Annotated in this window: 11 protein-coding genes; 5 read left to right on the top strand and 6 right to left on the bottom strand. The window is 60.0% G+C overall.

All coding sequences use genetic code 11. The features are described from left to right. Positions 1 to 73: 73 nt before the first annotated feature. Positions 74 to 811 carry a helix-turn-helix transcriptional regulator gene (locus CFBP6623_RS13090; RefSeq protein ID WP_080841831.1) on the bottom strand — a complete coding sequence of 246 codons (738 nt, stop codon included), beginning with the start codon at positions 809 to 811 and terminating at the stop codon, positions 74 to 76. Positions 812 to 1,149: 338 nt separating this feature from the next. Between CFBP6623_RS13090 and CFBP6623_RS13095 the strand changes: the two genes are divergently transcribed. Both CFBP6623_RS13095 and CFBP6623_RS26825 read left to right on the top strand, forming a co-directional pair. Then, complete coding sequence (locus CFBP6623_RS13095; RefSeq protein WP_080841830.1) at positions 1,150 to 2,913, top strand: glucan ABC transporter ATP-binding protein/ permease; 1,764 nt, start codon at positions 1,150 to 1,152, stop codon at positions 2,911 to 2,913. A gap of 292 nt (positions 2,914 to 3,205) precedes the next feature. Continuing rightward, complete coding sequence (locus tag CFBP6623_RS26825; RefSeq protein WP_162249030.1) at positions 3,206 to 3,523, top strand: hypothetical protein; 318 nt, start codon at positions 3,206 to 3,208, stop codon at positions 3,521 to 3,523. A 101-nt stretch (positions 3,524 to 3,624) separates the two neighbouring features. Here the strand turns inward: CFBP6623_RS26825 and CFBP6623_RS13105 are convergent, their stop codons facing one another. Then, the gene (locus CFBP6623_RS13105; protein ID WP_046799616.1) at positions 3,625 to 12,120 is read right to left on the bottom strand and encodes a GH36-type glycosyl hydrolase domain-containing protein; all 8,496 of its coding nucleotides are present in this window, start codon (positions 12,118 to 12,120) and stop codon (positions 3,625 to 3,627) included. 574 nt (positions 12,121 to 12,694) lie between these two features. Here CFBP6623_RS13105 and CFBP6623_RS13110 point away from each other — a divergent pair. Together CFBP6623_RS13110 and CFBP6623_RS13120 are read left to right on the top strand one after the other, a co-directional pair. Then, entirely contained in the window at positions 12,695 to 13,873 is a 1,179-nt protein-coding gene (locus CFBP6623_RS13110) for a M20 aminoacylase family protein (RefSeq protein WP_046799617.1), read from the top strand. A 448-nt stretch (positions 13,874 to 14,321) separates the two neighbouring features. Next, the gene (locus tag CFBP6623_RS13120; protein ID WP_046799618.1) at positions 14,322 to 15,425 is read left to right on the top strand and encodes an NAD(P)/FAD-dependent oxidoreductase; all 1,104 of its coding nucleotides are present in this window, start codon (positions 14,322 to 14,324) and stop codon (positions 15,423 to 15,425) included. A 15-nt stretch (positions 15,426 to 15,440) separates the two neighbouring features. Here CFBP6623_RS13120 and CFBP6623_RS13125 read toward each other — a convergent pair whose 3' ends face one another. The 4 genes from CFBP6623_RS13125 to denD all read right to left on the bottom strand — a co-directional run bounded on the left by CFBP6623_RS13125 (position 15,441) and on the right by denD (position 20,219). Beyond that, complete coding sequence (locus CFBP6623_RS13125; RefSeq protein ID WP_046799619.1) at positions 15,441 to 16,415, bottom strand: threonine ammonia-lyase; 975 nt, start codon at positions 16,413 to 16,415, stop codon at positions 15,441 to 15,443. 124 nt (positions 16,416 to 16,539) lie between these two features. Further along, the gene (locus CFBP6623_RS13130; protein WP_046799620.1) at positions 16,540 to 18,324 is read right to left on the bottom strand and encodes an IlvD/Edd family dehydratase; all 1,785 of its coding nucleotides are present in this window, start codon (positions 18,322 to 18,324) and stop codon (positions 16,540 to 16,542) included. 9 nt (positions 18,325 to 18,333) lie between these two features. After that, complete coding sequence (locus CFBP6623_RS13135) at positions 18,334 to 19,236, bottom strand: NAD(P)-dependent oxidoreductase (protein WP_046799621.1); 903 nt, start codon at positions 19,234 to 19,236, stop codon at positions 18,334 to 18,336. Further along, a complete protein-coding gene (gene denD, locus CFBP6623_RS13140; protein WP_046799622.1) occupies positions 19,233 to 20,219 on the bottom strand; it encodes a D-erythronate dehydrogenase in 987 nt (328 codons plus the stop codon). The genes CFBP6623_RS13135 and denD overlap by 4 nt, the downstream gene beginning before the upstream one ends. A 217-nt stretch (positions 20,220 to 20,436) precedes the next feature. Between denD and CFBP6623_RS13145 the strand changes: the two genes are divergently transcribed. Further along, entirely contained in the window at positions 20,437 to 21,882 is a 1,446-nt protein-coding gene (locus CFBP6623_RS13145; RefSeq protein WP_046799623.1) for an FAD-binding oxidoreductase, read from the top strand. Positions 21,883 to 21,915: the final 33 nt, after the last annotated feature.

Consider the following 21,915-nt stretch of genomic DNA (forward strand, 5'->3'; position numbering starts at 1 on the left):
GCTGCACTGCGGAATTAAGCAGCAAAACCCGGTCTTGGAAAGGGCAATTCGGGAGAGAACCGTCCTGTCGACGTTAGCTCAACAGGCCATGACGAAAAGCAAGTGCTACGGTATGCTGCCGGTTCTTGGCGCTGAAACGGCGCTGGATTCCATTGATATACCAGTCGACCGTATGGTTGGAGATCGATAGCTGGCGTCCAATTTCGGTGGAGGTCATGCCGTCCGCCATCAGCGTCAGCACTTCCATTTCACGCCTCGTCAACTCCAGAGCGGAAACGTCAGGGGCATTACTGAGACCATGGGCCTGACCGGAAAGATCAAGCAGGCGCCAGAACACTGCACGTGTCGCCGCATCAAGCAGTTCGACCTGCAGTGACGGCAATTGCCGGTCCTGGCCGCCAATGAAGACCGCGCCGATAAACCCCGCGCGGCCGTGCACCGGAAAGGCGTAACCACCCTGCAGACCATAACGGCCGGCATCGTGAAAAAAGACGCTCGCCCTTTTTCGGTGCATCGCACGCGGCAATCCTTCCAGCGCTTCTTTCCATTGAAATGGCTTGTGCACCATGCCGATCACCTTGCGGACGGGATCGACGAGATTGTATTTTTTGGCCCTATAGACCTCGAGCCAGCCGTCAGGCAGATGTTGTGCGAGAACCTGACCGGTGGAGGCGATCTCACCCGTCATCCGCCTGCTGATGAGGAAATATTCGAAACCATATTCGCGAATGAGCGTGGCAAATTCGGTGCGAACGCGATCGGCGTTTCCCGCCTGGTAACACGCAGAGATGAAATGAAGAATATCGTGCATAAAGACACAGGGTCCGGAGCTTGACTTAAAAGGGATGGCACGAAGGACATGGTCCCGCGATGACGTCATGTTACTCGGGCGCCGGTCGGTTCAGATTGAACATATCGTCGTTAGCAATCCCTGAAACGAAGATGCGAAATCTTGTGACAGCGTCCCAGAAACATCGGGTTCGGTTTTTTTTCGGTTCGCACGCGCGGTCAATTTGTTAAGCCGCCATTCAGACAGAAAGAGCGATAATTACACAAATTTCGCCGTCTCATGCAACCTTGCTAAAGTAGCATGGCGTTGAGGCCGAACAATTAACCGCTCGAAAAAGACGCTCGGACTGGATTGAAAATTTGACCTTGTTTCAGGTTTACACACGCGCTCTGCGCTATCTGACCGTTCATAAATGGCGGGTGACGGTGGTCGTCATCGCCAACGTCATTCTTGCAGCGATCACCATCGCCGAACCGGTGCTGTTCGGCCGGATCATCGACGCCATTTCCTCCGGCACCAATGTTACGCCTATCCTCATTTTGTGGGCGGGCTTCGGCGTCTTCAACACCGTCGCTTACGTCGCGGTCGCCCGCGAGGCCGACCGGCTGGCGCATGGCCGGCGTGCGACATTGCTGACGGAAGCCTTCGGTCGCATCATTTCGATGCCGCTTTCCTGGCACCATCTGCGCGGCACGTCCAACGCCCTGCATACCCTGCTGCGCGCCAGCGAGACGCTCTTTGGCCTCTGGCTGGAATTCATGCGCACCCATCTGGCCACCTTCGTGGCGCTGGTGCTGCTCATCCCGACAGCCATGGCAATGGACCTGCGCCTCAGCTTCGTGCTGATTGGCCTCGGCATCGTCTACTGGTTCATCGGCAAATGGGTGATGGGCCGCACCAAGGATGGCCAGGCTTCGGTCGAAGAGCATTATCACAGCGTTTTTGCCCATGTCAGCGATTCCATCAGCAACGTGTCGGTGCTGCACAGCTACAACCGCATCGAAGCTGAAACGAAAGCGCTGAAATCCTTCACCGAAAAACTGCTGAGCGCCCAATACCCTGTTCTCGACTGGTGGGCTTTCGCCAGCGCGCTCAATCGCACGGCCTCCACCGTTTCGATGATGATCATTCTCGTCATCGGTACCGTGCTGGTGAAGAACGGCGAATTGCGCGTCGGCGACGTTATCGCCTTCATCGGTTTTGCCAATCTCCTGATTGGCAGGCTGGACCAGATGCGCCAGTTCGTGACGCAGATTTTCGAAGCCCGCGCCAAGCTTGAAGATTTCTTCGTGCTGGAAGATTCCGTCAAGGAACGGGAAGAACCGGGCGACGCCCGCGAATTGTCGAATGTCTCCGGCACCGTGGAGTTCCGCAACATCAATTTCGGTTTTGCCAACACCAAGCAGGGCGTTCACGACGTCTCGTTTACGGCCAAAGCCGGAGAAACCATCGCCATCGTCGGGCCAACCGGCGCCGGAAAGACCACGCTCATCAACCTGTTGCAGCGCGTCTATGATCCGGATTCCGGCCAGATCCTGATTGATGGAACCGATATTTCGACGGTAACAAAGAACTCGCTCCGCAACTCCATCGCGACCGTGTTCCAGGATGCCGGTCTGCTCAACCGTTCTATCCGCGAAAACATTCGCCTCGGTCGCGAATCGGCAACCGATGCGGAAGTGGTGGAAGCGGCGGCAGCAGCTGCAGCAACGGATTTCATCGACAGCCGTATTACCGGCTACCTGACGCAGGTCGGCGAACGCGGTAACCGCCTGTCCGGCGGTGAACGCCAGCGCATCGCCATCGCCCGCGCTATTCTGAAGAACGCGCCCATTCTGGTTCTCGACGAGGCGACCAGCGCGCTGGACGTGGAAACGGAAGCCCGCGTGAAGGCCGCCGTGGATGCGCTGAGAAAGAACCGCACGACCTTCATCATCGCCCACCGCCTTTCCACGGTTCGCGACGCCGATCTCGTGCTGTTCCTCGATCAGGGTCGCATCATCGAAAAGGGTACTTTCGATGAGCTGAGCCAGCGCGGCGGACGCTTCACCTCTCTGCTGCGCACCAGCGGCCTGCTGACGGAAGACGAAGGCCAGCCCCGGCCAAAGGCCATAGCGTCCTGACGCTCTGGCGAACGGAATACGGAAAGGGCGGACAACTTGTTGTCCGCCCTTTTTCTTTGTTCGCTGCCCGACGGCCGTGTCAGATCACAGGTCAGCCTATGGGAGAACTCCGGCTAAAGAACTTGCCAGCCAGAAATCGATCTGCCCGAATGGGAGGACATCTCCCAGAAAGGCAACGATACCTGCTGCGAGATTGGTCAGGAAAACTCCGAGCACCACGCCAAGCGTTATTCCGACACTGGTCTTCCGTGGGTAGCGCGCCAACCAGCAGGACAACGCCAAGGAAAGAATGGTGAGCAATACCAACAGTGCAGATTCTGTGAAGGATGTGCTCGATTGCAAGGTAGCTCCCTTTCCGATCTACCGAAAAAATATCGCGAAACTTGCAGCGCCCCTTCCATATCCCTGCCAGCGATCCCTGAAAGCGACCATAGATGACGGATTCCTGCCGTCGCCCAGCTTCGGGAATGGATTGCTCGCAGCAGCTGCTTCCGCCCGGGGCGGTTGCCGGACAACCCGCCCGCATATCAAGGCTTTCGTGGATAATCTCATCCCGGTGCCGCCGTTTTCAGCCCGTGGCTACCAAGGAGACTGGGCTTCCGGGTTATGATGCGGCCAATATGCTGAATCAGAGGCAAGTAGACCCAAAAAATTCAGGCCCCTGCATCACCACAGGAGCCTGACTTTAAAGCGAACAGAGACCTGATCGTCTCAGTTGAAGGGGATCACCCGATCTCCTGCCGGGAGAGCCTTGCCATCGACAGATACGGAAACTTCCGCCGTGCCGGCCTTACGATCAACGGCGATGTTCCTTGCCTTCCCGTCGAGCGTGATCTTCACCGAGAAACCACTCCAGTCTTCCGGTAGCGACGGCGAAATATGCAGCTTGCCGTCAGTGCGGGTGATACCGAGAATACCCTCGACTGCAGCACGGTAAAGCCAGCCGGCGGAACCCGTATACCAGCTCCAGCCGCCACGACCCGCATAAGCGCCCTCACCGTAAACATCGGCGGTCACCACATAGGGCTCGACCCGATAGGTTTCCGACGCCGCCGCATCGAGTGCATGATTGACCGGGTTAAGCAGCTTGAAGCAGTTCCATGCCTCCTGCGCCCTACCCTGCTTCGCAAGGGCAAGAACCACCCAGGTCGCCGCATGGGTATATTGCCCGCCGTTTTCGCGTACACCCGGCGGATATCCCTTGATGTAGCCCGGATCATGTGGCGCACGAGAGAAGGGCGGCGTGAACAGCCGGATGATGCCGGTCTTTTCATCGACCAGATGCTCCATCACGGCATCCATTGCCTGCCGCGACCGACCTTCCTCGCCCTCACCGGAGAGAACGCTCCAGCTCTGGCCGAGCGAATCGATCCGGCATTCCTCGCTTTCAGCGGAACCGAGCGGTGTGCCATCATCGAAGTAACCACGACGATAATAGCTGCCGTCCCAACCAGCGGTTTCGAGAACATTGCGCAGCTTTTCACGGTGCGCCGCCCACTTGCCGACACGATCTGTATCGCCACGCTTTTCGGCGATCTCGATGAAATCGCGCAAAGCCCCGGCCAGGAACCAGCCGAGCCAGACGCTGGTGCCCTTGCCGCCAACGCCGACACGGTTCATGCCGTCGTTCCAGTCACCGCCGAGGATCAGCGGCAGACCGTTTTCACCGGTGCGATGAATGGCGAGATCAAGCGCCAGCGCCGCATGTTCGTAAAGCGTGACGGACCTGTCGCTCGTCTCCGGCTGGAAGAAAGCATCATGCTGGCCGGGCATCAATGCCGGGCCTTTCAGGAAGGGAATGCTTTCATCGAGGATGGCGGCATCGCCCGTGGCCGAGACATACTGGTTGATCGCATAAGCCAGCCAGACGACGTCGTCCGAAATGGTTGTGCGGACACCGGCACCCGTAAGCGGCAACCACCAGTGCTGCACGTCACCTTCCGGGAACTGGCGGCCAGCCGCACGCAGAATCTGCTTGCGGGCGAGATCCGGCTGGTAGAGCAGGAAGGCCAGCGTATCCTGAAGCTGGTCGCGGAAGCCGAAGGCGCCGCTCGACTGGTAAAAGGCGGTGCGCGCCAGAATGCGGCACGCCAGCGCCTGATAGGGCAGCCAGTTGTTGACCATGTGGTTGAAGCCGGCATCGGGCGTGGAAACCTGCAACTGGCCGGTAAAGCCAGTCCAGAACGCCTTGCTCTCGTCCAGCACCGTCTGGAAGTCGGCCTGGCGTGCATCTTTCACCAGCGCTTCGGCCTCTTCCGCATTGTCGGCATCGCCGAGAATGAAGGTCATGTGCCGTTCTTCGCCGGGCTTCAGGTGGATTTCCTGCATCAGCGCGGCACAGGGATCGCCATCAACTTCGGTGCTGCCGCTGAGTGCGGCGCCGGACACGATGCCCTGCGGCGCCTGCGCGGAACCGAAGCGGCCGATGAATTCCCGGCGGCTGGTGGTGAAACCGCTTGCCTCGGTGTCGAGCGTCAGGAAGGACGTGCGGGCGCTATAGTCGATGCTGTAAGGGTTCGACGCGAAAATCGCGTTGCTGGCAGCATCGTGCCTGCTCAGAATGAACGGCGCGGATTTCTGGCCGTTATTGCCAAGCACCCATTCCACATAGGCATAGACCTTCAGGCGGCGGCTTTTCGAGCCCTTGTTGCGAACGATGACCTGCGAAAACTTGATCGGTTTTTCGCGATCAACGGTCTGTGTCAGCTCGACTTCGAGCGTATCCGCTACACCGGTCAGCACGGAATATCCGAGACCATGGCGGGTTTCAAACATGGCTTCGGGATCGCGCGAAAGCGCGGCGCAGGGCGTATAGAGCTTTCCTGTCTCCACATCGGCGACATAGAAGGCCTCACCCGGCCGGTTGATGACCGGATCGTTACTCCATGGCGTCAGCTGATAGTCGCGCGAATTGCGGCTCCAGCTGAAACCGGCGCCTTCGGCCGAAATATGGAAGCCGAAACTCTCGTTCGAGACGACGTTGATCCACGGATGCGGCGTCGACTGCCCGCCATTGAGGCGCACGACATATTCCTGACCGCCCTTGGCGAAGCCGCCAAAACCGTTCCAGAAATCGAGATCGCCCGCATCCTCGACCGGCTCCGCGACGGGGAAGGCCGGCACAGGCAGACGCGCCTGCGCAGCGTCACTCGTACCGTCAGGGCCGCGATGGGCCGCAAATAGCGACACAGCGCGGTTGATCTGATCAACAATCTTGCCGTTGCGCACGTGAAGAACAACGCGGGAGGCGGCGAGAAGCGCGCTCCAGGTCTCTTCGTCCATCAGGTCGCGACGCACGGAGAAGACGTGCGGACGACCGCCGTCCGCAGGATTGATGCGGCGCTGCGCCTCGGAAATATGATCCAGCGCATGCTGCATATCCTGGGCATAGGACGCGGCCCGCTCATTGACGATGACCAGATCGAAGATCACGCCGCGTGAACGCAGGTATTCATGGGCGCTCAGCGCCTCACGGGCGATATCCATGTCCATATCGTCATTGATACGCAGGCTGAAGATCGGGAAATCGCCAGAAATGGCAAGCGGCCACAGGGCGCGCTGCGAGGCGAGACCCGTTTTCAGCGTTTCCGAATCCGCCCGCAGATGCATGTCCGGATAGGTCAGATAACGACCGAGATGCTGGAAGGCGGCCGCCTGCTGTGAGGTGACGCCGACATGGCGCATCTGGACCTGCGTACGCGTCCAGGCATGCACGAGTTCATGCGCGAAAGCATCCGGATGACGGTAACGGTCGATCGCCTTGTCGACCTCCTCGCGGCTCGGCGCGGCGATCGTCCAGAAGATCACGCTCACCTTCTTGCCCGCCGGCACACGCACGGTGCGGCGCAGCGACAGGATCGGATCAAGCGTGAAACCGTCGGTGCTGGAAAGCGTCGCACCCGTATCGAAAGCCGCCGCTTCACGCAGCGAACGTCCGCGACCGATGAACTTGGCGCGATCCGTCTCGAATTCCGTCGGGCGCGAAGGGCCGGCATTGTCGGCGGCAAGATGCGCGATGACGGTGCCCGGCTCGTTCGGACTGCGGCGGTTGCGCCAGGCGCGGATGACGTCACCGCGTCGACCGATCTCCGTCTGCACGAACATGCGCGAGAACAGCGGATGGGCGTTGTCATCATCTTCAGACGCGATGACCGGCTCCATATAGGAGGTCACTTCAATGTAGCGATCCTCGGAACCGACGTTCAGCAGGGTGATACGGCGGCCTTCGGCATCATGCTCGGTGGCGACGATGCACTCAACCACGCTCTGCAGATCGCCTGTTGTCTTGTGGAACTCCGCCTTGTCGTCGGTGAAAATCGTCTTGGTCTTTTCACCTTCGACGACGCGCGGTTCGGCCGTCGCACTCCACCATTGTCCATTGGTGGTGTCGCGCAGGAAGATGAAGGTGCCCCAGCGATCTTCTGTCGGGTCGGCCTTCCAGCGGGAAATCGCCTGCCCATTCCATTTCGAATAACCCGCACCCGTGGAGGTGAGCATCGTCGAATAATGGCCGTTCGAGAGGAACACCACTTCGCGGTCGCGCACCGCAGGATCGGCGATGGAGCGCACTTCCGCACGCAACAGGTCGGCCTGTTCCTTGCCGGGTGTTTCCGGCTCGTATTTGGCGCTCATAACAGGCACTTCGCGCGGTGCCTTTTCCTGCAGCAGCAGTTCGGCGGCCTCGATCACCGGATCGGAGTGGAACAATTCACGCAGCACGCCATCAAAGGCGACGTTGGCGACAGCCGCAATCGACATGCCGTGGTGGTGGGCATAATAGTTGTAGACCACCGCGCAGACCTTGCCGTCAGGCACACGCGTCGGCGTGAAGTCCACCGCATCGTGGAAACCGTATTGGCCAAGCGCGCCAAGCTTGCGCAGCTTGTCGAGGTTTTCGAGCGCACCGTCAGGATCGTACTGGCTGGCGAGGATCGACGCATAAGGCGCGATCACCGCATTCTGGCCAAGGCCACGCTTGAGGCCAAGCGTCGGCACACCGAAATTGGTGTACTGATAGTTCATGTTATGATCGCGGGCGTTGAACGCCGCTTCGGAAATGCCCCACGGCGTGCCGAGACGGCGGCCATGGTTCATCTGTTCCTTGACGATCAGATTGTTGGTCTGGTTGAGAATACCCCCCTGACGCTCCTGCATGACGAGCGGCGGCATCAGATATTCGAACATCGAGCCGGACCAGGAGACCAGCGCACCCTGCGCGCCGATCGGCACGACCTGGCGGCCGAGACGGTACCAGTGCTCGGTCGGCAGATCGCCCTTGGCGATGGCGAAGAGGCTCGTCAGGCGGCATTCGGAAGCCAGAAGGTCGTAGCAGGCCTCATCCAGCTCCTTGCTTTCGACGCGATAACCGATCGACAGAAGACGGCGATCCTTACGATAAAGGAACGTGAAGTCCATCGAGAAGGCAAGGTTGCGGCTGCGGTCGCGCAGCGATGCGAGGCGCTGGCGCAGCGGCTCCATATTGGTGAGGTCAATGGCACTGTCGGAAATATGCGCTTCGCAGCAATCGACGAGCAATTGCGCCCAGCGTGTCACTTCCGCGCTCTGTGCGGATTTCACCTCGTGATCGACGTTGGTAGCGAGTTTCTGGATATCGCGCGCAAGAACCGCGAGATTGATGACGCGGATCGAGGCGAATTCATGCTCGCGCTTGACGGAGGCGAGAGCGTTCGAGAAGCCGATGATGCGCTCTTCAAGACGGCGATGCAGCGGTCGCAGGTTCTTGCGGTCATCGGGCAGCGCCTTCAGCGTTTCGCGCAGAATGCCGGCAAGATCGCCGATACCGTCCAGATTGCCCTGAAGATGTGCGGACGGCGCCTCCGCCCATTGGCGGCAGGCGGACGAAACCGCGATCAGGTGACCGGCGAGGTTGCCGCTGTCCACCGCCGAAACATAGCGTGGTCCAAGCGTCTGCAGGGTGTCGGTATGATACCAGTTGTAGAGATGGCCGCGATGCTTCTCCATCTTTTCGACGGTCTGGATCGTATTCTCGATCCGCTCCAGCGTATCGGCGAAGCTGATCCAGCCGAACTGACGCGCCGAAATAATCGAAAGCAGATAAACACCAATATTGGTGGGCGATGTGCGCGAAGCGACGATCGGCTCCGGTGTTTCCTGGAAGTTATCAGGCGGCAGGTGGTTTTCCTGCGGCGTCACGAAGGCTTCGTAATAACGCCATGTGCGACGCGCGATCTTGCGAAGCTCGAAGGAGACGTGCTCCGAAACGAACAGCCGGTCTTCGGTTTCAGCCGACTGGCTGACATACCAGGCGACTGCCGGAGACAGAACCCAGAGAAGCGTGAAGGGAATGCCGATCAGGAAGGCGTTGTCGCCCGGCAGCGCCGCAAACAGCAGGCCGAGCATCGCCACCACGGGCGCATGCCACATCTGTCGATAATAATCGACGATGCTGCCCTGGGCACTCGACTGCATGCTGGCGGCGGTACGCCATTCCAGCATCAGCTTGTGGCTGACAAGCAGACGGTAAAGCGAGCGGGCAATCGCATCCGTCATCATGCATGCAGCATCGGCGATGAAGACGATGCGCAGCGCAACCTGCGCATTGGTCGCGCGGATTTCCGACCAGATGGTATGAAAATGCGCCTGCGGCACAATATCAGTAGAGCGCGGCACGAGGCCGGACAGCAGGGAAAGCGTAGGCGCGACAAACAGCGAGAAGATCAGCAGGATCTGCCAGATCAGCGCACCGAGCGGGTCCATGAAATACCAGCCGAGGATCGACGCGAAGAACCAGGCGATCGGGGTCAGCGAGCGACGCAGGTTATCGACCATCTTCCAGCGGCCGATGGCGGTAACGCCACGGGCACGGTCAAGGATGAAGGGCAGAAGCTGCCAGTCGCCACGCGCCCAGCGATGCTGGCGCGAGACTTCCACCTCGTAGCGGGTCGGGAAGTCCTCCACCAGCTCCACGTCGGTCACCAATGCGCAGCGCGCGAAGGATCCTTCGAGCAGATCGTGGCTGAGGATGGAGTTCTCCTCGATCCGGCCCTTCAGCGCCGCCTCGAAGGCATCCACATCATAAAGACCCTTGCCAGTGAAGGTGCCTTCGGAGGTCAGGTCCTGATAGACGTCGGAAACGGTGAAGACGTAAGGGTCGATACCGCGGTTGATAGAGAAGACGCGCTGGAAAACGGAGGCGTCCTTGCCGGTGGTGAGCGAGGGTGTAACGCGCGGCTGCAGCAGGCCGTAACCTTCGACAACCCGTCCGGATACCGGGTCGATCACCGGACGGTTGATCGGGTGATGCATCTTGCCGACGAGCTTGGTCACCGCATCGCGCATCAGGCGCGTGTCGGCATCCAGCGTCATGACGTATTTCACGCCCTCCGGCACGACATTGGCGCCGCCCAGGAATGTCGTATCCTTGTCGCCGCGCAGCAGCATGTTCAATTCATGCAGCTTGCCGCGCTTGCGCTCCCAGCCCATCCAGCAGCCTTCGGCCGAATTGTAGATGCGGCGGCGGTGCAGCAGGTAAAAGCGCGTCTTGCCGTCAAAGGCATAACGGCTGTTCAGCGCCGCAAGCTCGCGCTTGGCATAGTCGAGGATTTCGAGATCCTCATCGGATTGCTCATATTGCGCATCGCGCCAGTCGCTGACGAGCGAGAAATAAATCTCGCCATGCGGATTGGCGAGATAGTGCACCTCGATATTGCGCATCATCTCGTCGACACTGTCGCGGCTGGTGAGCATGCAGGGCACGGCGACCAGCGTGCGGGCATCCTGCGGAATGCCGTTCTTAAACTCGTATCCGACCAGCCGGAACGGCTTCACGAAGAAGGTGACGAGCGTGTTGAAGAGACCGGTCGCCCCTTCGGAGGCCGGCAATGCGAACATCAGCAGGAAGGCGGTGACGACATACCAGGGCATGCCCGCTTCCGCGAGGAACCAGCCGACCGCCAGCATGGCAATCGCAGTGATCAGAAGCACCGGCGCGGCGATTGCCAGCCAATTGAACTTGCGCATCGAGCGGACGATATGCTGCGACACCAGCGGCCGGTAACCCAGTGCCTTTTCAAGCTCGAACCGGCGCTGGCCGACAAGCACGGAGCCGACATTGACGCGATGATTTTCATCCGCACCGGCAGGTATATCGGAGCGCGCCATTTCGACGGCGGCGCGCGCAACCTCAACTTCGGTCTTGGGAGAACGGCGAGCCAGAAGCTCGATCGTGTTGCGATAGGTGTTGCGGGAACCGAAATCGAGAACTTCGTAATCGGTCTCCTCGCGCAGAACCTTGTCGATATGGCTGACTTCCTCGAACCACACCGACCATTCGGTATCGTCGATTTCGCGCAGGCTCTTGACGATATTGCCCATCGTCACATTGCCGGAGGCGAGACGATTATGTTCCGACATCATGACGTTTTCGGCATCGGTGCCGGCAGCGTGAAGACGCTCTTCGAGCCAGGCAACGGCAAAACCGGAGGTCTGCGAACCGTTGCGCAGACGATAGAGGAACTGTGTCGCGAAAGTCGGATCATCGACCAGCGAATCGACCTGCTTGAGAAGCGCGGCCGAGGCTTCCGCATCATTCAGCCGGATGATTTCATCGACGACCTCATTCGCCTTCTGGCGCATACGGCGCGAACGCTCGACGCGGATGGAGATACGGCGCAGATTTTCGATGAGGACAAAACGAATGATGGAAGGCAGCGCCCACAATTCGCCGATCTGCAGCGTCTTCGAGGTCTGGTAGCCATCCACCAGCGCCGTCATGTTCTCGCGCGAAACCGTGCTGTGGGTATGGGCGACATAAAGCCAGCCGAGCGCCATGACCCGCGGGATCGTCACCCCGCCCACCGTCATCGTCGGTAGCTGGCGATAGAACTTGCGCGGAAAATCGCGACGCACTTCCTGGATTGCTTCTTCGATGACGTAGTGATTGTCGAGCAGCCATTCCGCCGCTGGCGTGATCGTCGCACCATTCTCCGCATCGACGGCCGTCGTGCGATAGACCCTGAGGATTTCCTTCTCGTTCTCACGATGACGCTCGAAGAAATCGAATTCCATGAAGCCAGGAAGACTATCGGCACCATCGCGGGAAAGCGCGGCGCCCGCATCATGCAGTTCCTCAATCGTCATATAGGACGCGCGGATCGAATCATTGTGATCAATCTGCTTCGTCTCGGAATCACGGGCGGCGGCGGTCGGGGTGATATGAAATGACATCGGGCTCGTATTCTGAACTTAAGGGATACTTGTTCGACTTGACCGGCATTCGTCCGTGGCGGAAGCACACACGAAAATCAGGCCACGCTATATTTATGACTTATCCTGAACCTTCGGTGAACCGGACCGGCCGTCGGGCGGATCGTATCATCCGATGAAGGATATCCGTCGTTGCCACATCGGGTGGCACAATTTTTCCGAAATATTTGCAAGGCGAGTGATCAGTGCGAACAGGGGATTTCCGGCGACAGGAAAATCTCATCCCACGGCCCGGCAAAGCCGTTCCGACCGGATTTCGCATACTCCTCAACGGCGAAAATTGTTCGCGCAACGCCCGATAGTCCCCCGTTGACAACCTGAAAGGCAACACGAAACCGAGAAGGCCCGCGCCACATCCGAAAGGAGCTAATGCCCCAGGACGTCAATAGTTCCATGCCACCTGTCGCGGCACGATGCAAGCGCTGAATTTCAGGGCATTTCGGGTGCCGGAACGCCTCTTACGCGCAGAGACATATGCTGCTATGTCCTTGCTAAAAGGCGCCGGAAAAAAGCGGCGTAAACCGGGACTTCGAAAATGACCAGACAGACCGCCAACGTCACCTCCTTTGCCAACCACATGCCGGATGTGGTGGCGATCCGCCATCACCTGCACCGCCATCCCGAAATCGGCCTTTCCGAATTCAAGACGTCGGATTTCATAGCCGAAAAGCTGGTGGAAATGGGCTATGAGGTGACACGGGGGCTTGCCGGCACCGGCATCGTCGCGACGCTTCGCAATGGCGACAGCGCCCGCACGCTCGGCATTCGTGCCGATATCGACGCCCTGCCGATCCACGAGGAGACCGGGGCGGAATATGCCAGCGCCAATCAGGGCGTTATGCATGCCTGCGGCCATGACGGCCACACCGCCATGCTCCTGGGTGCGGCAAGGATCATTGCCGAACGCCGGAATTTCGATGGAACGCTGCATCTTATCTTCCAGCCGGCAGAAGAGAATTTCGGCGGCGCCCGCATCATGATCGAGGACGGCCTGTTTGACCGCTTCCCCTGCGATGCGGTTTTTGCCCTGCATAACGATCCCGGCGTGCCTTTCGGGCAATTCGTGCTGCGCGACGGACCGATCCTTGCCGCCGTCGATGAGTGCAAGATCACCGTCAACGGTTATGGCGGCCACGGCGCCGAACCGCAGGATGCCGCCGACCCCATCGTTGCCGGTGCGAGCATCATCATGGCGCTGCAAACGGTCGTGTCCCGCAACATCCATCCGCAACTGTCAGCCGTCGTCACCGTGGGCGCGTTCCATGCCGGTGTTGCCAGCAACGTCATTCCCGAAACGGCGGAGATGCTGCTCACCATCCGCTCCTTCGATGCGGGCGTGCGCGATGAACTGGAAAAGCGCATTCGGGCGATAGCCGAAGGCCAGGCCGCAAGCTATGGCATGAGCGTCACCATCGAGTACGAGCGCGGCTATAACGCAACCATCAACCACAAGGCGGAGACGGACTATGTCGCCGATCTCGCCCGCCGTTTTGCCGGATCTGAAAAGGTGGCCGAGATGCAGCGTCCGTCGATGGGCGCGGAGGATTTTGCCTATATGCTGGAAAAACGGCCGGGCTGTTATTTCTTCCTTGGCACGGCGCGCACCGACAACGACCCACCGCTGCACCACCCGAAATTCGACTTCAACGACGACATCCTGCCGATCGGAACCGCCTTCTGGGTCAATCTGGCCGAGGATTATCTGAAGGCGTGAATGCGCATGAAAAAGGCCGATCGGAGGAGCGACCGGCCTTTTGTTCTCAAATACCCTGATGGAAAAGACGGGAGGATCAGGGAACGAGACCGAATATGACGGCGGCGACAAACGCCACACAGACGCCGACAAGAGCCGCATGCACCGAATCTCTCCAGTTGCGTGGTGACTGGGGCTGCGAGACAAAGTCTTTTACTTTTCCTGCTTTGGAATAAGACATTGTGCGCTCCCTTCCGTGTCTGGCCCGTCAAGCGGGCGATGGTTAATCTCACCCACAGAATAGCTTCATCCCCTACCGTTCCAGTAGAGATAAAATTCCATAAGAAGCGCCAATTGGGAAAAATAGGGGTCGCCACTTGCCTCCCGACAAGCATCAATCTACCCATCGCGGAATATTGGCGCGGCGCGGCGGCGTTCGTTCAAATGGACTATCTGCGGACAGGGAGACATGATGGATATCGACGCCATCATCATCGGGGCAGGAGTGATCGGGCTGGCGGCGGCCCGTGAACTGTCGATGCGCGGCCTCTCTGTCATCATCCTGGAGAGCGAAAAAGAACTCGGTTCCGCGACCTCTTCCCGCAACAGCGAGGTCATTCACGCCGGGCTTTATTATCCGGCCGGAAGCCTCAAGGCCCGGTTCTGCGTGGAGGGCAAGGCGCGGCTCTATGCCTTCTGCCAGAGCCACGGTGTTTCGCATCGCCGCTGCGGCAAAATTATCGCGGCGGCCGATGACGCTGAAATGACCCTGCTGACCGGGCTCAAGCACAAGGGTGAGGCCAACGGCTGCGACGACCTGGAGCTGATCGATGAACGGCAGGCGCTTTCGCTTGAGCCCGCTCTTGCCTGCAGGGCAGCCCTGCTCTCACCTTCGACCGGCATCATCGACAGCCACGGCTATATGCTGGCCTTGCTCGGTGAGGCGGAAGACCATGGCGCCGCCCTTGCCTTGAACGCACCTTTCGAAAGGGCGCAGACAATCAGCGGGGGGTTCCGTGTTGATGTCGGCGGCAAGGAGCCGATGAGCCTGACATGCCGCCTGCTCATCAATTCCGCCGGCCTCATCGCGCCGATGGTGGCAAAAAAGATCGAGGGCCTGCCGGCACAAGTCATCCCTCAGGCGCGCTTCGCCAAAGGCAGCTATTTTTCGTTGAAAGGCAAGTCGCCGTTTTCGCGGCTCATCTATCCCGCACCGCACACCCACGGCCTCGGCGTGCACCTCACGCTCGATCTCGCCGGTCAGGCTCGGTTCGGCCCTGACGTGGAATGGGTCGAAACCATCGATTACGCCGTCAATCCCCGCCGCATGGAGGGTTTCAGCGATGCTATACGGCGTTATTGGCCGGGCCTTCCGGACGATGCCTTGATCCCAGCCTATTCCGGCATACGGCCAAAGATTTCCGGACCCGACGAACCCGCCATGGATTTTCGCATCGACGGGCCGGAAACCCACGGACTTGCCGGCCTCGTCAATCTTTTTGGCATAGAAAGCCCCGGCCTGACCGCCTCACTGGCGATTGCCGCCGACATTGCGGCACGGCTCAGGGATTAATCTACGCCTGCCGCCTCAGCCAAAGCGAGCCAGCGCATCCGCCATGATCCCGGGATCCACATTGCCGCCGGACGCAACCGCAATCACCGTTTCACTTTCCAGTTCACCACCATGGAAAAGCGCCGCGGCAAGAGCCACCGCGCCACCGGGCTCAACAACGACCTTCAGCCGGTTGAAGGCGAGGACCGTGGCCCGCAGCGCTTCCTCATCGGTCACGGCAATGCCTTTTCCGCAAAGCCCGGCCATGATCGGGAAGGTGATGTTGCCGGGTTGCGGCGTAACGATCGCGTCGCAGATCGAACCCGAGGCCGTTGCGTTGCGCTCTATCTTACCCGCGGCAAGGGAGCGCGCCACGTCGTCGAACCGCTCCGGTTCTGAAGTCCTGACCTTGTAGTTCGGTGCTTTCGCGGCAAGCGCGAGCGAGATGCCCGAGGTGAGACCGCCTCCACCGCAGGGCACCAGAACCTCTGCCGCACCGATCCCCAGCTCCGCGCCCTGTTCAGCGATCTCCAGCCCCACCGTGCCCTGCCCGGCAATGACAAGCGGTTCGTCGTAAGGCCTGATCGGTGTCAGCCCACGGTCGCGCGACAGTCGGTCGCCGATGGCGTCTCGATCCTCGTTCGCCCGGTCATAAAGCACCACCTCCGCACCATAGGCGCGGGTATTGTCGATTTTGATCTTCGGCGCATCGGAGGGCATGATGATGACGGCGGGAACACCATGCAGGCGGGCGGCAAGCGCCACGCCCTGCGCGTGGTTACCCGAAGAAAAAGCGAGCACGCCCTTAGCGCGCACCTCGGCAGGCAGACCGGAGACGGCTGACCAGCCGCCGCGAAACTTGAAGGAACCTGTCCTTTGCAGGCACTCGGCCTTCACAAACAGTTTTCGGCCCGCAATCTCATCCAGAAACGGTGATGACAGCAGCGGTGTCCGCACCGCCTGGTTGCCGATGCGCTGACGCGCCGCCTCGATCATCGAAATATCTGTCATGCCCTGCTCCTGTGATGCGGATTTGCAGGTACATTAGGAGGTCGCAATCAATTGTGAAACCGCCCGGAAAAGAAAAATCCCCGGTCGTGGCCGGGGATTTTCATCATGTCTGATCAGTGCCGAATCAGTGATTGTGGCGGGGCATCTTCTCGGCAATCCTTCGGAAATCCGCAGCCCCATCCAGAACCGCGCCATCCGAAAGCTGCGTCACCGATTGACGGTAGATTCGCTGCCAGGGCGTCGCATCCGCCGGTACCGCCGGGATGCCATCAGCCTTGCGCGCTTCAAGCTCTGCCTCCGGCACCAGCGCGTTGCATGCCCCTTCATTAAAGTCGATACGGATCACGTCGCCGGTGCGAAGCCAGGCGAGCCCACCACCGGCTGCACTTTCCGGCGAGGCATTGAGGATCGACGGGCTGTCCGCCGTTCCCGATTGCCGGCCGTCGCCGATTGTCGGCAGGCTGGTGATGCCTTTTTTTAACAGCGCATCCGGCGGCTGCATGTTGACGACCTCAGCCGAACCCGGCCAGCCGAGCGGCCCTGCGCCGCGAATGACGAGAATGGTGCGTTCGTCAATACCGAGGGATGGATCGTTGATGCGGGCGTGATAGTCCTCAGAACCATCGAACACCACGCATTTTCCCTCGAAAATCCCCTCGCGGCCCGGTTCGCTCAAATAGCGCTGCCGGAATTCCGCCGAGATCACGCTTGTCTTCATGATGGCGAAATCGAAGAGATTGCCCTTGAGAACGAGGAAACCGGCCCGTTCCTTCAGCGGCTTATCGTAAGGCAGGATCACGTCGCGGTCGGTCGATTCCCGACCTTCCAGATTTTCCGCCATGGTTTTGCCGGTTACGGTCGGACAGCTTCCGTCGAGCTTGCCCGCCTTGAGAAGCTCCCACATGATGGCGGGCGTGCCGCCGGCACGGTGATATTTCTCACCCAGCCATTTACCGGCCGGCTGGACATTGGCGATAAGCGGAATGTCGTAGCCGTGGACCTGCCAGTCCTCCTCGCGCAGCTCAACACCCGCATGTTTCGCCATTGCCGCCAGATGCGGCTGGGCATTGGTGGAACCGCCAATTGCCGAATTGACGCGGATCGCGTTCAGGAACGCTTCACGCGTCATGATGTCGGAAGGCTTGATATTCTCCACAACCAGTTCAACCGCGCGGCGGCCGGTGCGATAGGCCATCTGGCCGCGCTCACGATAAGCGGCCGGGATCGCGCCACAGCCGGTGAGCGACATGCCGAGCGCTTCCGCCATGGCATTCATGGTGGACGCCGTGCCCATGGTGTTGCAATGGCCCACGGAAGGAGCGGATTCGAGCGCCGCCTGCAAAAACTCCTCGCGGGTGATTTCGCCCGCACCATATTTGCGGCGCATGCGCCAGATGACAGTGCCGGAACCAACCAGATCGCCGTCATGATATCCGTCAAGCATCGGCCCGCCGGAAAGCACAATGGCCGGGATATCGACCGTGCTTGCCGCCATCAGCGCAGAAGGCGTGGTCTTGTCGCAGCCGGTGGTCAGAACGACGCCATCGAGCGGATAACCGTACAGCACTTCCACAAGGCTGAGATAGGCAAGATTGCGGTCAAGCGCCGCCGTCGGGCGCTTGCAGTTTTCGAACATCGGGTGCGTCGGAAACTCGATAGGGATGCCACCCGCGTCGCGGATGCCATCGCGCACCCGCTTGACGAGTTCCACATGGACGCGGTTGCAAGGCGTCAGGTCACTGCCGCTCTGGGCGATGCCGATGACCGGCTTGCCGGAACGCAGCTCTTCCGGCGTCACGCCGTAATTCATGAAGCGCTCCAGGTAGAGCGCCGTCATGTCGAGATGGTCAGGGTTGTCGAACCAATCCTGGGACCTCAGGCGGCGCATGGGTGTCTTGTCGTCGCTCATGAGATCGCTTCAGCCCTGTTCGCGGTTGTTGAGTTTTTCGAGGTAAAGCAGGATACCGCTATGGTCGATATCGGCTCCGCCATCACCCACGAAGTCATCGAATTCCCGCGTCACCTGCTGGGTCAGCGGCAACGTCAACGACATATCCTTCGCCATCGCCAGCACGCCGTTCAGGTCCTTGAGCTGAAACTTGGATGGACCACCCGGCACGAAATTGCGCTTCACCATGCGCTCGCCATGCAGCTCCAGAATCCGGCTTTCGGCAAAACCGCCGCGTATGGCATTGCGAAAACCTTCCCGGGATGCGCCGCCCGCTTCCACTAGCATCATCGCCTCGGCAACCGCGCCGATCGTAATGGCGACGATCTGCTGGTTGGCGAGTTTGCAGAGCTGGCCCGCGCCTGAAGGACCGACATAGGTCAGCCGGCCCATCGGCGCAAAGACATCTGCAAGACCCGAGATCAGCGCCTCGTCGCCACCCGCCATGATGGCGAGTGTGCCGGCAGTTGCGCCCGGCACACCACCGGAGACCGGGGCATCGATGTGATGAATGCCAAGCGCCTCAAGCCGGGAGGAGTGTTCGCGCGCAATCGGCGGCGCAATCGAGCTGCTGTCGATCACGACAGCTCCCTTTTTCAGCGCATCGGCCACGCCGGCCTCGAACAGCACCTCGCCCACAGCCTTGCCATCGCTCAACATGGTTATGACGATATCGGCACCCTTGGCGGCCTCCGCCGGCGATGCCGCGAGAACCGCACCATCGGCAACAAGAGCCTCCGCCTTATCCGCGCTACGGTTCCAGACCGTGACCGAAAAGCCGGCACCCAACAGACGCCGCGCCATCGGCCCGCCCATCAGGCCCGTGCCGATAAAGGCAAAAGACCGGTTCTTCTCCTCCCCACTGATCCTCATTTCAGTGAACCTCCCAGTTCGTCTTCGATATGAACCTGAATGATTTCTTCGAAGGAGCTCTCAGCCGTAAAGCCCAGTTCGCGAGCGCGCTTGGCTTCGAAACCGGGGGCCCAGCCTTCGCACATGCGCATGATCATCTCGTTCGGCTCGCGACGGATGAGGGCGACGGCCTTTTCGCCAGCCACCTTGCGCAGCGCTTCAATCTGCTCACCAACGGTGGCGCTGAGGCCGGGCATCGACAGGTTGCGGCGCGGACCGACTTTTTCGACGTCGATCGTCGCACCATGAATGAGAAAACCGACGGCGGAACGCGGCGAGGCATGCCAGTGGCGGATGCTTTCCGGCACTGGCAGAACCGCTTCCTGGCCGACCAGCGGCTCGCGCAGGATATTCGAGAAGAAGCCGGAGGCCGCCGCATTCGGCTTGCCCGGACGAATGCAGATAGTCGGCAGACGGATGCCGATACCATCGAAGAAACCGCGACGGCTGTAATCGGACAGCAGCAGCTCGCAGATTGCCTTCTGCGTGCCATAGCTTGTCAGCGGCGTGGTGTGGAATTCATCCGGGATCGGATAGGGAAGCGGCGCGCCGAAGACGGCAATCGACGAGGTGAAAACCACGCGCGGCTTGTAACCATCCTTACCGTTAGCAATGCGGATGGCGTCGAAGAGATAACGGGTGCCGTCGAGATTGATACGGTAGCCCTTGTCAAAATCGAGTTCCGCTTCACCAGACACGATGGCGGCGAGATGGAAGATGGCATCCGGACGGGCGTCCACCAGCTTTTCAGCTTCACCCGGGGCGGAGAGATCAGCTGCGCGCGCATCGACAGCACCGGAAAAACCGGCAGGCGCTTCGGGCTGGAACACGTCGATAAGCGTGAATTTCTCGATCGGCTTGCCACCGAGCGATCCATCTTTCACGAGACGCTGCGTCAGCTTGCGGCCAACCATGCCCGCGGCGCCGATGATTGCGATATGCATGTCTTCCTCCTCTGTGTCCCGGTCATTCTCCCGAGACCGAAAAAACATCATCGGCCGATGGACCGATAAATTAGCTTGTAAGGTTGTCTGATAACCTTATATGATCCGATTGAAAATAGTATTTTTTCACAAACTAACAAAAGCAAGGGTGCCGGCAAATGCAAGGCCACAAACCCTTGCCCTCATATTTTAGGGCGGATTGGACGGAGAGGGTGGAATGACGATCGTGAGTGAACACGATATCGAGGAATTGCGGTTCTCGCTGAAGAGCAGGCTTGGTGAAGCCCTGCTGCTGACATCGCAGGAAGACATGCTGCGCTATTGCCGTGACTGGCACGGTGATGTCACCAGTTCGGCCGTGGCCGTCATCCGCCCTCGTTCTACGCAGGAAGTGTCCGACACGGTGCGCGCCTGCGCCGAACTCGGCCTCGCCATCATCCCCCAGGGCGGCAACACCGGCTTGGTGCTCGGCGGCATTCCCGATGCCCCGAAACATCAGGTCGTGCTGAGCCTGGAGCGCATGAACGCCATCCGCGCCATCGACAGCGACGATTTTTCCGCTGTCGTTGAAGCCGGCTGCATTCTCTCGGAATTCAAGGATGCGGTGGAGGACAAAGGCATGTTCTTCCCGCTGTCCCTCGGCGCGCAGGGCAGCTGCCGCATCGGTGGCAACGTCTCAACCAATGCCGGCGGCATCAATGTCCTGCGTTACGGCATGACCCGCGAGCTGGTTCTGGGGCTCGAAGTGGTCCTCCCGGACGGTACCATCTGGAACGGCCTGTCCACGCTGCGCAAGGACAATCGCGGCATTGATTTAAAGCAGCTTTTTATCGGCGCGGAAGGAACGCTCGGCATCGTCACCGCCGTTGCCGTCAAGCTTTACCCCAATCCTGAACATGTCGAGACTGCGCTGCTCGGCCTCAATTCGCTTGACGATGCCATCAAGCTTTATCGCCGCGCCCGCCGCGAATGCTGCGACCTGATGTCCGCCTTCGAATTCATGCCGCCGGTGGCTTTCACACTTGCGATCGAGGCAATCCCCGACCTCAAGATGCCGATCGCCGGCGATTACCCGGCCTATGTGCTGATGGAAATTTCCGGCTCCGGTCTGGTGGATACTGCCGATCTGATGGGCCGTTTCCTCGAGGGCGTCATGGAAGACGGACTGGTGCTGGACGGCGTCATCGCCTCCTCTCGCGCACAGGCGCAGTCGTTGTGGCTCTTCCGTGAGGGCATGAATGAAGGCCAGGCACTGCGCGGCAGCCATATGCGCACCGATATCTCGGTGCCGCTTTCGAAACTTTCGGCTTTCGTGGCCGAGGCGGAAGCGGAACTGGCGGAAAAGCTGCCGGAATGCCTCGCGGTTTCCTACGGCCATGTCGGCGATGGCAACGTCCATCTCAACGTGCTTCCGCCAAACGGTGCCACACCGGAGGAGCGTGATGCGTTCATCTACAAGTCCAAGACACTCGTCAACGAGGTCCTCGACCGCTACGTCGGCAGCATCAGCGCCGAGCACGGCATCGGCCGCCTGAAACGCTCCGATTTCGAAAGCCGGCTATCTGATGTGCAGCGCCGGATGATCACCGGCCTGAAAAACGCCTTCGACCCCGATTTACGGATGAATCCCGGTTGCCAGATAAGCCTGCAACCGGATAGCTAATCGAGGAATGGCAAGGGCGGCCGCATACGCCGC

Origin of the sequence: Agrobacterium tumefaciens, assembly GCF_005221385.1 — a bacterium.
Classification (GTDB): domain Bacteria; phylum Pseudomonadota; class Alphaproteobacteria; order Rhizobiales; family Rhizobiaceae; genus Agrobacterium; species Agrobacterium tomkonis.

What these genes read in the sequence shown, in the direction of transcription:
- CFBP6623_RS13090 (WP_080841831.1), bottom strand. Translation starts at nt 811, where the DNA reads ATGCACGATATTCTTCATTTCATCTCTGCGTGTTACCAGGCGGGAAAC.
- CFBP6623_RS13105 (WP_046799616.1), bottom strand. Translation starts at nt 12,120, where the DNA reads ATGTCATTTCATATCACCCCGACCGCCGCCGCCCGTGATTCCGAGACG.
- CFBP6623_RS13110 (WP_046799617.1), top strand. Translation starts at nt 12,695, where the DNA reads ATGACCAGACAGACCGCCAACGTCACCTCCTTTGCCAACCACATGCCG.
- CFBP6623_RS13120 (WP_046799618.1), top strand. Translation starts at nt 14,322, where the DNA reads ATGATGGATATCGACGCCATCATCATCGGGGCAGGAGTGATCGGGCTG.
- CFBP6623_RS13125 (WP_046799619.1), bottom strand. Translation starts at nt 16,415, where the DNA reads ATGACAGATATTTCGATGATCGAGGCGGCGCGTCAGCGCATCGGCAAC.
- CFBP6623_RS13130 (WP_046799620.1), bottom strand. Translation starts at nt 18,324, where the DNA reads ATGAGCGACGACAAGACACCCATGCGCCGCCTGAGGTCCCAGGATTGG.
- CFBP6623_RS13135 (WP_046799621.1), bottom strand. Translation starts at nt 19,236, where the DNA reads ATGAGGATCAGTGGGGAGGAGAAGAACCGGTCTTTTGCCTTTATCGGC.
- denD (WP_046799622.1), bottom strand. Translation starts at nt 20,219, where the DNA reads ATGCATATCGCAATCATCGGCGCCGCGGGCATGGTTGGCCGCAAGCTG.
- CFBP6623_RS13145 (WP_046799623.1), top strand. Translation starts at nt 20,437, where the DNA reads ATGACGATCGTGAGTGAACACGATATCGAGGAATTGCGGTTCTCGCTG.